General features: G+C 70.4%; 13 protein-coding genes. 7 read left to right on the forward strand and 6 right to left on the reverse strand.

Annotated elements, in window-relative coordinates; all coding sequences use genetic code 11:
- Position 1: 1 nt before the first annotated feature.
- Complete coding sequence (locus BLW84_RS19700) at positions 2-250, forward strand: DUF3817 domain-containing protein (protein WP_093267420.1); 249 nt, start codon at positions 2-4, stop codon at positions 248-250.
- 165 nt (positions 251-415) lie between these two features.
- Here BLW84_RS19700 and BLW84_RS19705 read toward each other — a convergent pair whose 3' ends face one another.
- Positions 416-1,345 carry a LysR family transcriptional regulator gene (locus BLW84_RS19705; RefSeq protein WP_093267330.1) on the reverse strand — a complete coding sequence of 310 codons (930 nt, stop codon included), beginning with the start codon at positions 1,343-1,345 and terminating at the stop codon, positions 416-418.
- A 114-nt stretch (positions 1,346-1,459) separates the two neighbouring features.
- Here BLW84_RS19705 and BLW84_RS19710 point away from each other — a divergent pair, with 114 nt between their 5' ends.
- Positions 1,460-2,494, forward strand: a complete 1,035-nt coding sequence (locus tag BLW84_RS19710; protein WP_093267331.1) for an alpha/beta hydrolase family protein — start codon at positions 1,460-1,462, stop codon at positions 2,492-2,494.
- A 168-nt stretch (positions 2,495-2,662) separates the two neighbouring features.
- On the opposite strand, the gene BLW84_RS19715 is transcribed toward BLW84_RS19710, so the two are convergent.
- The 4 genes from BLW84_RS19715 to BLW84_RS19730 form a co-directional block, all read right to left on the reverse strand.
- On the reverse strand, positions 2,663-2,890 hold the full coding sequence (locus BLW84_RS19715) for a helix-turn-helix domain-containing protein (RefSeq protein WP_093267333.1): 228 nt from the start codon (positions 2,888-2,890) through the stop codon (positions 2,663-2,665).
- Positions 2,890-3,492, reverse strand: a complete 603-nt coding sequence (locus BLW84_RS19720) for a DUF2975 domain-containing protein (protein WP_093267334.1) — start codon at positions 3,490-3,492, stop codon at positions 2,890-2,892. The genes BLW84_RS19715 and BLW84_RS19720 overlap by 1 nt, the downstream gene beginning before the upstream one ends.
- Before the next feature lie 65 nt (positions 3,493-3,557).
- Positions 3,558-4,181: a nitroreductase family protein gene (locus BLW84_RS19725; RefSeq protein WP_093267336.1), complete on the reverse strand. Its 624-nt coding sequence runs from the start codon at positions 4,179-4,181 to the stop codon at positions 3,558-3,560.
- Positions 4,182-4,236: 55 nt separating this feature from the next.
- Positions 4,237-5,325: a glycosyltransferase family 39 protein gene (locus BLW84_RS19730; protein WP_245761250.1), complete on the reverse strand. Its 1,089-nt coding sequence runs from the start codon at positions 5,323-5,325 to the stop codon at positions 4,237-4,239.
- A gap of 428 nt (positions 5,326-5,753) precedes the next feature.
- Here BLW84_RS19730 and BLW84_RS19735 point away from each other — a divergent pair, with 428 nt between their 5' ends.
- The 5 genes from BLW84_RS19735 (at position 5,754) to BLW84_RS19755 (ending at position 10,532) form a co-directional block, all read left to right on the forward strand.
- The gene (locus BLW84_RS19735) at positions 5,754-7,019 is read left to right on the forward strand and encodes an aspartate kinase (protein ID WP_093267339.1); all 1,266 of its coding nucleotides are present in this window, start codon (positions 5,754-5,756) and stop codon (positions 7,017-7,019) included.
- Positions 7,019-8,083: an aspartate-semialdehyde dehydrogenase gene (locus tag BLW84_RS19740; RefSeq protein WP_093267340.1), complete on the forward strand. Its 1,065-nt coding sequence runs from the start codon at positions 7,019-7,021 to the stop codon at positions 8,081-8,083. The genes BLW84_RS19735 and BLW84_RS19740 overlap by 1 nt, the downstream gene beginning before the upstream one ends.
- A 137-nt stretch (positions 8,084-8,220) precedes the next feature.
- Positions 8,221-8,415, forward strand: a complete 195-nt coding sequence (locus BLW84_RS19745; protein ID WP_093267342.1) for a hypothetical protein — start codon at positions 8,221-8,223, stop codon at positions 8,413-8,415.
- A 9-nt stretch (positions 8,416-8,424) separates the two neighbouring features.
- A complete protein-coding gene (locus tag BLW84_RS19750; RefSeq protein WP_093267343.1) occupies positions 8,425-9,900 on the forward strand; it encodes a gluconokinase in 1,476 nt (491 codons plus the stop codon).
- A gap of 134 nt (positions 9,901-10,034) precedes the next feature.
- On the forward strand, positions 10,035-10,532 hold the full coding sequence (locus tag BLW84_RS19755) for a Fur family transcriptional regulator (protein ID WP_093267345.1): 498 nt from the start codon (positions 10,035-10,037) through the stop codon (positions 10,530-10,532).
- A gap of 773 nt (positions 10,533-11,305) precedes the next feature.
- On the opposite strand, the gene BLW84_RS19765 is transcribed toward BLW84_RS19755, so the two are convergent.
- Positions 11,306-12,166: a CU044_5270 family protein gene (locus BLW84_RS19765; RefSeq protein ID WP_093267348.1), complete on the reverse strand. Its 861-nt coding sequence runs from the start codon at positions 12,164-12,166 to the stop codon at positions 11,306-11,308.
- Positions 12,167-12,183 lie beyond the last annotated feature (17 nt).

A 12,183-nucleotide genomic window follows, 5' to 3' on the forward strand; every position in this document is an offset into this window, starting at 1 on the left:
CGTGCTGACGCTGCGAATCGCGGCCGGCGTCGAGGCGGCCTCGCTCGCGATCCTGCTGCTCAACGTGTTCACCGCGCACCTGGCCCCGATCACGTCGCTCGGCGGCCCGATCCACGGCATGGCCTACCTTGTCACAATCGCGGCGACCTTCCTCATCCCGGCCCCGCAGGCCGCCCGATGGCTCGCGATCATCCCGGGCATCGGCGGCCTCCTAGCCCTACGACGAATCTCCGTCGCCAACCAACCCTGACGGCACCGCGCCGCGTTCGCGCGAAACCAACGCGCCCCACGCCTGCCGGATGGCGATTTCGCGAAACCGACGTTCCGTGCGCGTGTCGGGTGGCGTTTTCGCGCGAAAACGGCGTTCCCCACGCGTGCCGGGTGGCGTTTTCGCGCGAAAACGGCGCCATCTCGCTCAGTCGAGTGTTGCGCGGTCGGCGTCGGGGAGCCAGTGGCGCGTGGCGTCGTAGTCGAGCCAGCCGCGTTGGGTCGTGGCTTCGTCGCAGGAGCGGCGGAGTGCGTCGAGGGAGCGGCTCGGGTTGCCCCGCCGCCAGAGCAAGGACCAGGCGTAAAGCGGCGTGGGGCGGGTGAGGGGAACTCGGCTCAGCGGTGTGTTCTCCGGCAGTGGGACGCCGCTGGGCAGGATCGCCACGCGCTCCGGTTCCGCGCGGATCTGGTCGAGGAAGTGGTCCAGGCCCAGGTTGACACTGGCCGCCACCGCATCGAGTCCGAAGTGGATGGTGAAGCGGTCGAGGAAGTCCAGGCGGTCCAGCGCGGCCGGGCACCAGATCGTGCTGCCGCGCAGGTCGGCGGGCCGGAGCTCCGCCGCGCCCGCCAGGGGATGGGCCGGGCCGACGATGGCGTCGACCGGTTCGAGGCGCACCACCTGGTGCTCGAACTCCTCGCCGAGCGGAGGAACCCGGCCGAACCCGGCGTCGATCTCGCCGCGCCCCAACGCCGTCGTCGCGGCCACCAGATCGCGGCTGAGCCCTAGCTCGGCGCCGAGAGCGTTCTCGACGACGAGCCCGATCGTGCGCATCGGGGCGTACAGATGGCCCCAGACGTCGACGCGCAGCGACCGCCGCTCGCGGCGGGCCTCGGTCACCGCGAAGCCGGCGGCGGCAAGGGCCTGCTGCGCTGGTTCGAGGAAGCGGCGTCCGGCTTCGGTCAGCGCCACGCTGTGCTTGTCGCGGTCGAACAGCCTGACGCCCAACTGGCGTTCCAACCTGGCGATCCGCTTCGACAGCGCCTGCTGGCTGATGAAGAGCTGCCCGGCGGCTCGCCCGAAGTGCGATTCCCGGGCGGCCGCGACGAACGCCCGAACCTGCGCCAGATCAAGATCCACGCCTTCACCTCGAACGACAACCACTGGTTGTCACAGCCTACGGATCGCTGTTGGACCGCCCCACCTCGGCCGGTGTCTGCTTGGGGCGCAGCAGAACTTCCCGACGGAGCCGACGTGCACACCTTCTTCGATCAGCCGGACCTCCTCCCCGGCTTCGCCGACGCCAACCGCCCGCGCGCCATCGCGGCGGGCATCGACCCGTTCCAGTACGACGCCGTGACCGTCGAGCTCACGTCGATCCGGGACTGGCCGACGGCGTTCGCCCGCGCCGGCCGCGAACACCTCGCCCGCGCCGAGCAAGCCGATGAGCAGGGCCTGAGCGCTTCGGCGTCGGAGGCCTACCGCGACGCCGCGCTGTGGTTCCACTTCGCCACGGTGCTGCCGAACCCGGACCTCGGCGCGCACGCCGCGGCCGCCAAGGCATCCGCCGACGCACAACGCCGCGCCGACCCGGCCGCCGAGCACATCACCGACCCCGACTTCGCCGGAATCCTGCGGCGCCCGACGGGTATCCGCGCGCCCGTCGTCGTGCTGATCCCGGGCATGAACTCCGGCAAGGTCGAGTTCATGCCGATCGCGGACAGCCTGCTCCGCCGCGGCGTCGCGGTTCTCGCCATCGACGGGCCAGGTCAAGGTGAGCTCGCGACGCGGAGCCACTGGGAGCCCGAGTACCAGAAGGTGGTCCACCGGGTGCTCGACGTCATCGAGGATCGGTCCGATGTGGACGGACAGCGGGTCGCCGCGATGGCGCTGAGCATGGGCGGCTACCTCGGCGCCCTCGCGGCAGCGCACGAACCGCGCATCCGCGCGCTGGTCAGCGTCAGCGGCCCCTCGGCCCTGCACTGGGACCAGCTGGCGCCCTACGTGACGGACACCTTCGCGCTGCGCACGGGCAGCGCCACGGCTGGCCGCGACTTCGCCCGCGGCATCAACGCCGCAGAGATCGCCCCGCGCATCGCCCAGCCGATGCGGGTCCTCGACGGCGGCCTCGACGTGATCCCGGGAGTCGCCAACGCCGAACCCCTGGCGCGCCACGCCCCGAACGCCGAGTACCTCCTGATCCCGGAGGGCAACCACCTGCTGGAGACCACCCGCTGGAAGTGGCTCCCCGACACGGCGGACTGGCTCGCCGACCACCTCCGCAAGTGACCTGCCAGAACACCGGAACGGTGAGCCCTCAGGCAGCGCGGGCACTTGCTCCGTGCGCCGTTTTCGCGCGAAACCGGCATTCCTCGTGCCTGTGGGTGGCGTTTTCGCGCGAAACCGGCGTACCGCGTGCCTGCGTGTGGTGATTTCGCGCGAAATCGCCGCGCGGCTTCAGCCCGGTGCCCGGTAGGACACGACGTCGCCGGGTTGGCAGTCGAGCTCGCGGCAGATGGCGGTGAGGGTGCTGAAGCGGATCGCCTTGGCGCGGTTGTTCTTCAGGATGGACAGGTTGGCGATCGTCACGTCGACGCGCGCGGCGAGCTCCGCGAGGGTCATGTCGCGCTCGGCGAGCAGCCGGTCCAGGTGGCACTCGATCCGGTGCGGTTCCTCCGGCGGCATCAGACCAGTCCTTCGGTATCGGCGCGCAGCCGGGCGCCGTTGCGGAACGCCACGGCGGCGGCCGCGACGAGCAGGCCCAGGAACAGCGAGGTCAGGTCGAACTCGGCGACGACGCGGATGGCGTTCTCCGCCGGCGTCCCGGCGGCCAGCAGATCCGTGGTGACCATGTCCGCCAGCGGAACCAGGAAACCCCGCAGCGGAAGGGCGATCGCGATGGCGAGCAGGCGCGGCGCGTTCCGAGGCGCGAAGAGGTCGCTGTCGCGGAACGTCCGGGCGACCTGGAGCAGGATCGAGAGGATCGCCACGAGCAGCAGGTTGCCGACGAGTTCGGGCAGGACGAGCAGCAGCCGGTCCGCGAAGCCGGGCGCGGCGAAGACCAGCTCGGCGTGGTCGGTTCCACGCAGCGCGACCGCGCCCGGGACGCCGGGAAGCTGCGCGGCATCGGCGAGCCGGACCTCGCGCGTGTCGACCGGCGGCAGCGGGCCGGTCACGCCGAGGACCGGGAAGAGGACGCCGAACAGGCCCACCAGCAGCAGCCCGAGCCCGATCGCGGCCTCCAGGGCCCGGCTGTCGGCCCGCGTCCACCAAGACGTGCTTCCCATGTGCGCCACCCTTCGGCCATATCGTTTCTCGATACTATCGAAAAACGATATGGCACGGGAAGGGTTCAGAACAGCGGCTCGCCCCAGGTGTCGGTGAAGACCAGCTCGGACAGCGGCTTGCGGATGCGCGGGCGGAGTTCCTTCTCCTGCAACCGCTCCGGCATGCCGTCCAAGGTGCCCAGACCGCCCACCGCGATCGCGATCATCGGCTCGAACTCGGCGGGCACGCCGAACTCGGCGCGCGCGGCGTCCCGGTCCATCCCGGCCATCTGGTGCGCGTAAAGACCCTCCGCGACGGCCTGCAGCACGAGGTTCTGGGCCGCCAGCGCCAGCCCGTACTCGCCGTAGGGCATCGGCTCGCCGTCCTCGTCGACCACCCGCGCGACGCCGATCGCCAGCGCCGCCGCGTTGCTGGTCCAGCCCTTGTTGCCGCGCGACAACGTGCCGTGGATCCGGTCGAAGGTCGCCTCGCCCCGGCGCGCCGCGATGAACCGCGCGGGCTGTGTGTTGCCCCACGACGGCGCCCACCTGGCCGCCTCGAACAACGCCGTGAACTGCCGGTCGCCGATCGCCGTGGCCGGGTCCAGCGCGCGCGGGCTCCACCGCTCGGCCAGCAGCGGGTGCAACGGCACCGACGTCTCGGCGGGCTTGCTCGCCGGAACCTCGGCGGTGTATTCCTCGGCAGTCACGGGCACCTCCTGGATCGCTGGTGGCGAGTCTGTCCGCCGCCCACGCCGATGTCCATCAGATCGCGTACTGCCACGCCGTCAGCGAGTAGGCGCCGAACCACGAGCCGAAGAACACCAGCAGCACCGCGGTGGTCACCGCCGTCGTCGTCCGGCGCCGCGCCAACCCGATCGCAACCGGGATGAGCAGCGGGAACGCGGGCAGCATCAGGCGGACCTTGGAGTACATCAAGCCGTCCGAGCCCAGGTCCAGCACCAGCACGGCGGCCGCGAACGCCACCAGCGGCCACGGCATCCGCTGCCGCACGCACAGCACCAGCAGCACCAGCGCGGCCAGCACGATCCACACCGTGAACGTCTCGAGCACCGACTTGTCCTTGGTCAGCGCCTCGATCATGAACTCGAACGTGGCCTTCCCGCCGTCGAACGCCGATGACCAGCCCCGCTGCTGGAGCGCGAAGTAACCGGTGAGGCTGTCCGTCTGGGCCCCCACCCAGCCGATGTAGGCCAGCATCCCGGCCGGCGCCAGCACGATCGCCAGCCACGGGCGCCAGGTGTCCCGGCGGCGCACGATCGCCACCAGCGCGGCCAGCCCGACCACCCCGATCAGCGCCGCGGCCGTCGGCCGCACCAACCCGGCACCGGCGCAGCACAGCCCGGCCAGCAGCCAGTTCCGCTCGACGACCCCGATCAGCGCCCAGATCGCCAACGCGCAGAACAACGCCTCGGAGTACGCCATCGACAGCACCACGGACATCGGGGCCGCCGCGAACAGCACGACCAGCAGCAACCCGGCGACCTGCGAGCCGCCGACCCGGCGCCCCAGCCGGGCCAGCCCGTACGCGGCCACCACGCCGCAGGCCAGGCTCGCGGTGATCGCCCCGCCGGTGACGCTGACGCCCGGGACCAGCGAAAACGCCGTGATCAACCACGGATAGCCGGGGAAGAACGCCATCGGCGTCTCGGGATAGCGGTTGCCGAAACCGTCGACCATGCTCGGGTCGACACCGGCGTACCCGTTCGCCGCGATCTCCAGGTACCAGTGGCCGTCCCAGGCCTGCAGGTTGTCGACCAACGCCTCGTCGTTCGCGGCCGACAGCCACGCCAGCACCAGCAGTCCGACCAGCCGGATTGCGAGGTAAACCACAGCAGGGGCGAAAGCGACGATCATCCGGCGCTGCCGAGGCGAGCCCCGGCGCAGCCACTCGGACAACCCCGAGTCCGGTTGTTTCCGCAGCGTAGCCGCGGTGTTTCCAACATCACTCAGAGGTGGATCGATCGCTCCTGGAGGGGTGGACAACCCGGTCCTCCGCTCTTGTCGACAATCGCGTCCCACAGGGTAGTGGCGGCATTTGGGATTGGGGTCGGGCGGTACCGGTTCGGTAGGCTAGTCCGGCAGCGGAGCGACCTGGTAGGAGGCCGTTTCGGCCCGGTGGGCCGACGCTGTCACCTGCCCGGTCGCGGGGCCCTCCGGCCCGCCACGCGGTGTGCCGGGGTGCTCCTTCGTCCACTCGGTGTCAGTGCGGGGACAACCCGCGCCCGGGACGGCCGCACGGTCGAGGAGGTTTGTTTCACGTGGCGCTCGTCGTCCAGAAGTACGGCGGTTCCTCACTCGAAAGTGCTGATCGCATCAAACGGGTAGCCGAACGCATCGTGGAGACCCGCAAGGCGGGCCACGACGTGGTCGTCGTGTGCTCTGCGATGGGCGACACCACCGATGAGCTGCTCGACCTCGCCAAGCAGGTCAACCCGGCTCCGCCGGAGCGGGAACTCGACATGCTGCTGACCGCCGGGGAGCGGATCTCCAACGCGCTCGTCGCGATGGCGATCGAGTCGCTCGGTGCGGAGGCGCGCTCGTTCTCCGGCTCCCAGGCCGGCGTGATCACGACCTCGGCGCACCAGAACGCGCGGATCATCGACGTCACCCCGGGCCGGGTGCAGGAGGCGCTGGAGCAGGGCCAGGTCGTCCTGATCGCCGGTTTCCAGGGCGTCTCCCAGGACACCAAGGACATCACGACGCTCGGCCGCGGCGGCTCGGACACCACGGCGGTCGCGGTGGCCGCCGCGATGAACGCCGACGTCTGCGAGATCTACACCGACGTCGACGGCGTGTACACGGCGGACCCGCGCATCGTGCCCGACGCCCAGCACCTCGAGCGGATCACCTACGAGGAGATGCTGGAGATGGCGGCGACCGGCGCGAAGGTGCTGCACCTGCGCGCCGTCGAGTACGCCCGCCGCTACGGCGTGCCGTTGCACGTCCGCTCTTCCTACTCACCCAAGCCCGGAACGATCGTGTCCGGCTCAGTGGAGGACCTTTCCGTGGAACAGGCGATGATCACCGGCGTCTCGCACGACCGGTCGGAGGCCAAGGTCACCGTGCGCGGTGTGCCCGACAACCCGGGTGTCGCGGGCCGGATCTTCCGCGTGGTCGCGGACGCCGAGATCGACATCGACATGGTGCTGCAGAACGTCTCCAGCACCTCTTCCGGCCTGACCGACATCACCTTCACGGTGGCGCGCAGCAACGGTGAGGTGGCCGTCACCGAGCTGGAGAAGATCAAGGACGAGGTCGGCTTCGAGCAGGTCGTCTACGACGACAAGGTCGGCAAGGTCTCGCTGGTCGGCGCCGGGATGCGGTCGCACCCGGGCGTCACCGCGACCTTCTGCGAGGCGCTGTCCAACGCCGGGGTGAACATCGACATCATCAACACCTCGGAGATCCGGATCTCGGTGCTGATCCGCGACACCCAGCTCGACGACGCGGTGCGCGCCCTGCACGACGCGTTCGAGCTCGGCAGCGACGAGGAAGCCGTCGTGTACGCGGGGAGTGGTCGCTGATGGCCCAGGAGAAGACACCGACGCTGGCAATCGTGGGTGCCACCGGCGCGGTCGGCACTGTCATGATCGACATCATCAACAACCGCGAGTCGGTGCCGTGGGGCGAGATCCGGTTGATCGCCTCGGCCCGGTCCGCGGGCAAGAAGATCACCGTGCGCGGCGAGGAGCTCACCGTCGTGGAGCTCGCGCCGGAGGCGTTCGACGGCGTGGACATCGCGCTGTTCGACGTGCCGGACGAGGTGTCCGCGCAGTGGGCGCCGGTGGCCGTCGAGCGCGGCGCCGTCGCGGTGGACAACTCCGGCGCGTTCCGGATGGACCCCGACGTGCCGCTGGTGGTGCCCGAGGTCAACGCGGAGAAGGCGCACGAGCGCCCGAAGGGGATCATCGCGAACCCCAACTGCACGACGCTGTCGATGATGGCCGCGCTGGGCGCGCTGCACCGCGAGTTCGGCCTCCGCGAACTGGTCGTCTCCTCCTACCAGGCCGCCTCCGGTGCTGGTCAGGAAGGCATCGACCGGCTGTACGCGGAGATCGCGGCGGTGGCGGGCAAGGGCGTCGGCCAGCGGGCCGGCGACGTCGCCGAGGCGCTGGCCGCGGCCGGGCTGCCGGAGGAGACGCCGTTCAAGGCGCCGCTGGCGCTCAACGTGGTGCCGTGGGCCGGTTCGCGCAAGGACGACGGCTGGACCTCTGAGGAGCTGAAGGTCCGCAACGAGTCCCGCAAGATCCTCGGCATCTCGGACCTGAAGGTCTCCGCGACCTGCGTCCGCGTGCCGGTGGTGACCACGCACTCGCTGGCGGTGCACGCCACCTTCGAGCGCGAGGTGACCGTCGAGCAGGCGCACCGCGTGTTCGAGGCGCAGCCGACGATCGTCCTGCAGGACGACCACGACAACGGCGTGTTCCCGACCCCGGCCGGCGTGGTCGGCGGCGACCCGACGTACGTGGGCCGGGTCCGGCAGGCGCTGGACTTCCCGAACACGCTGGACTTCTTCGTCTGCGGCGACAACCTCCGCAAGGGCGCGGCGCTCAACACCTACGAGATCGCCGAAACCCTCGCGAAGTAAGCCCCACGGGCTCGAAAAGGGCGCCTTCCCCCTGGTAGACGGGGGAGGGTGCCCTTTTGTGATATGAGTTCATTCGAACGTGTGTTTGTGCCCAATTCTCCTTGAAGGCCGGAACCGGCGTCCGCCACAGTGGGCCCATGAACATCATTTCCTGGCCCGATCACCTGTTGACCCTGGACGAATTCGTGGCGCTGCCGGAGGACAAGTCGGCCGCTGCGAACCCGCTGGAAGGAGCGTGGATCGGTGGCTGTGCGTATCGGGTTCGACGCGCTCGGCTCGTGTGCGCGCGGGGCCGCGACCTGAGCGGCTTGGTTGCGGCATCCGGCGGTTAGGTTGGGGGCATGAGTCATGCTCCGGTCGTCCTCGGAATCGATCTCGGTACCACCGCGACGAAGGTCGTCGCGGCGGGCAGCGACGCTCATGTGCTGCACCAGACCGAGCGCGGTTATCCGCTGCGCACCGAGGAGCCCGGAGAGGCGACGCAGGACGCCGTCCAGGTCCGGGACGCGGCGATCGCGGCGCTGGCCGAGTGCGTGGCCTGGGCGAAGGAGCACGGCCACCCGGTCGCGGCGCTGTCGTTCAGCACGTCGATGCACACGGTCGTCGGGCTCGACTCGGCCGGTGAGCCGGCCACGCCGTCGTTCAACTGGGCCGACACCCAGGCGGCCGAGGTGGCGGCGCGGCTGCGGTCAGACTGGGACGCCTCGTCGGCCCTGCACCGGGCCACGGGGACGCCGGTGCACACCCAGTCGGTCATGGTGAAGCTGGCTTGGTTGACCGGAAGTCGCCCGGACCTGACGCGTGACGTGGTGCGGTGGTGCGCGCTGAAGGACTTCGTCGTCGCCGACTTCGTGGGCGGGTTCGTCACCGAGTATTCGCTGAGCTCGGGCAGTGGCCTGCAGGACATGACGACGCTGCGGTGGCACGAGCCGGCGCTGGAGGTCGCGGGCATCCGTGCCGACCAGCTGCCGGAGATCCACGCGCCGACCGACACGCTGCCGCTGAAATCGCAGGTGGCCAAGGCCGTCGGCCTGCCGGAGGGGCTGCCGGTGGTGCTCGGCGGCGGGGACGGCCCGCTGGCGAACCTCGGCGTCGGGGCGGTCAGCCCCGGTGTCGCCGCGCTGTCGCTCGGCACCAGCGGGGCGCTGCGGGTGACGCGCGACCGGCCGGGCGTCGACGACCGGTGCCGGACGTTCAGCTATGCGATGGGCGACGGGCTCTGGGTGATCGGCGGTGCCGTGAGCAACGGCGCGGTGGTCGCGCAGTGGGCGTCGGAGGCCTTCGGAGTCGACGTCGCGGACCTGCTCGACGAGGCCGCCGTAGTGCCGGCGGGGGCGAACGGGCTGATGGCCCTGCCGTACCTGCTCGGCGAGCGGGCCCCGTGGTGGGAGCCGGGCCTGACCGGCTCGTTCGTCGGGCTGCGGCACTCGCACGGCCGCGCCGAGATGACGCGTGCCGTGGTGGAGGGCGTCGCGCAGCAGCTCGCGCTGGTGCGGGACGCGGTAGTCGATTCCGGGGCCGAGGTGCGTGCGGTGCGGGCCACCGGCGGCGGCTTTCGCAGTGCGTTGTGGGCCGATGCCATCTCCGCGGCGCTCGACATCGACCTGGAGCTGGCCGAGGGCAGCGGCGGTTCCGGGCTCGGCGCGGTGCTGCTGGGCTGGCGGGCGCTCGGCGAGTTCGACTCGCTGGAGCGCGCCGCCGAGCTGGTGACGCCGGAGGGCAAGGTCTCGCCGGACCCGGCGGCGGCCCGGGAGATGGAGCGCCGCCGACCGCTGGTGGAGCAGCTGCACGCGACGCTGCGCGACTTCGAGCTCTGAACCGGCTCCGGTCGGATACGCCGATCGGTTGAGCCAAGTGGTCGCAACCGGTGGGCCGGGTGCAGCAATCCAGGGTGCCGACCGGGTTCAATTCTGGTTCAGACCAATTTTTCGGTGGCATACTTGGCCTCGCTATGACCCTCAGTGCGGCCGAGAGCAACCACGCCACCAGCGCGGACGACCCGCGCGAGCGGTTGCGTGCCGCCGGACTCCGGGTCACCAAACCGCGACTCGCAGTGCTGCGGTGGCTGGTCGGTCATCCGCACGCGACGGCGGACCAGGTGGCGACAGCGGTGCGCCGGCAGCTGGGTTCGGTGTCCACACAGGCCGTCTACGACGTGCTCAATGCGTGCAGCAACGCCGGGCTGCTGCGGAGGATCGAGCCCGCCGGCCACCCGGCGCGCTTCGAGACCCGGACCGCCGACAACCACCACCACCTGGTGTGCCGCAACTGCGGCCGAACCGAGGACGTGGACTGCGTCCACGGCGAGGCCCCGTGCCTGACGCCGTCGTCCACGTCGGGCTACGAGGTGGACGAAGCGGAGGTCGTGTTCTGGGGCTACTGCCCGGACTGCCGATCCTCGGCGACCGCGCCCGAGGAGTCCGGCCGCCACGACGAGGAACGATCATGAACCCGGCATGACGTGCATCCCTGCGGCCAACGACGTCGTGAAGGCCCGGGAGCTCCGCCCGGATCCGAAACTCCGCATCCACTGAACTGGGGTGTTGCGACGACTCCTAGAACCCGAGCGGGTCCCATGCCTTCGCGTGTTCCGGTATCGCGGCGTCGTCCTCGACTTCGCCGTCCAGCGCTGGTGAGCTCATGAATGCTCTTCCCGATCAGGCCTCGTACGTCCTGTTCTCCGCACTGGGCCCGAATCGGGTCCACGGGTGATCTGACCGAGACGAGGATTCGGCTCGCACGCGGCGCTACGTGACTTGGGGTAATGGGCGCCCGCAGGGCCTGAGTGGGACGTGCAGGTGCGGGCGAGCAGGTGAGTCCGAGCACGGCGGGCCTATTTTCTTGACTAATTCCAGTTTTCTGATGGCATACTGGAACCCGTCATGACCCGCGGCGAGCGAGCTGGGCCGCACTGGCGATGAGATCGCCGCCGAGGTCAAGGGCCGACGACGTCGGCCCGCCGCTGCTGACTGCGGCAACCACCACGAGTGAAGACCCGGGAGCCCCCGTCTCCCGGGTCTTCGCCCATCCGGGCCGGTGATCGCGTCGGACCGCCCTGTCGCTCCAGGCGAAATCGGCCATCGCGGCCGACGCCATGACCAATCCACAATGGATGGTCATGAGCCGCGGGAGTGGGCCCTCGGGGGTCACCGAGGCTCAGGGGTGAACGCCTGCGCCGGCGTTGCCTGGCGCCGATGTGGTTCCCGAACCGCCTCGCGCCGATCAGGGGCGCTGGCGGACCTCGTCCACGAACGCGGTCTCGACTTCGGCCGAGAACGTCGAGCCGAGGTAGGCGTAGGTGGTGGGATCGAAGACCAGGATCTCCTCGCGGATGTTCTCGCCGTCGGGCTTCGGGAACGAGATGCCGACACCGGTCCTGCCGATCGCGTCCTTCGCGTCCTCGACCACGGAGATGCCGGGGACCTTGGTCGCAGCCTCGAACACGGCCGCTCTCGACTCCGGTCGCACGTACGACTCGGCGACGATGTCGCGGATCTCCTCGCCGATGAGCCACGCGCTGCCGGGGTCGGAGCTGCGCTCCTTCAGGTAGTCCAGCATTCCGGCGGCGTCGGTCGGCAGGACGTAGATGTGCCCGGGAACCGGCGAGCAGCATCCGGTCTCATCGATTGCGGGGGTGTAGGTCTTGCTGTCCCCGCAGCGGGGCACCTCCAGCTCGGTTTCCCCGCCGTACTGCACGATGAGGCCGTCGCGCGTCCCGTCCGCGGACAGCCACGTCTCGCGGATTCCGGCGGCGCTCTGGGACTTCGTGTAGACGAACTGATCGGGCCGCGGCGGGTGGTCGGGGAGATCCGGCGTCGCGGTGACCAGTGCCGATTCGGCGTTCGCCGTCGGGGTGCCCCTGTCGCTCTCCCCGAACGGAGCGAGAGTGAGCACGCCGGAGATCGCGGCGGCGAGACCAACCGCGACCGCGCCCGGCCACGCCAGTCGTCGCAGCGGTCGGCGCTGTCGCATCGCGGCGGGTGCGTCGCCCGCGGTGGTCCGGCGGTCGTGGGCCGGTTCGCCCGGAAGCTCCGTGGCGCGACCGGAATCGCGGATCGGCTGCGTCTCGTCGAACTTCGTCATGAACTGCTCCCAAAGAG

The organism is Saccharopolyspora shandongensis (assembly GCF_900106995.1).
Taxonomy (GTDB): domain Bacteria; phylum Actinomycetota; class Actinomycetes; order Mycobacteriales; family Pseudonocardiaceae; genus Saccharopolyspora; species Saccharopolyspora shandongensis.

Coding starts and splice junctions, on each gene's coding strand:
- BLW84_RS19765 (WP_093267348.1), bottom strand. CDS start 12,166: ATGACGAAGTTCGACGAGACGCAGCCGATCCGCGATTCCGGTCGCGCC.
- BLW84_RS19755 (WP_093267345.1), top strand. CDS start 10,035: ATGACCCTCAGTGCGGCCGAGAGCAACCACGCCACCAGCGCGGACGAC.
- BLW84_RS19745 (WP_093267342.1), top strand. CDS start 8,221: ATGAACATCATTTCCTGGCCCGATCACCTGTTGACCCTGGACGAATTC.
- BLW84_RS19740 (WP_093267340.1), top strand. CDS start 7,019: ATGGCCCAGGAGAAGACACCGACGCTGGCAATCGTGGGTGCCACCGGC.
- BLW84_RS19720 (WP_093267334.1), bottom strand. CDS start 3,492: ATGGGAAGCACGTCTTGGTGGACGCGGGCCGACAGCCGGGCCCTGGAG.
- BLW84_RS19715 (WP_093267333.1), bottom strand. CDS start 2,890: ATGCCGCCGGAGGAACCGCACCGGATCGAGTGCCACCTGGACCGGCTG.
- BLW84_RS19750 (WP_093267343.1), top strand. CDS start 8,425: ATGAGTCATGCTCCGGTCGTCCTCGGAATCGATCTCGGTACCACCGCG.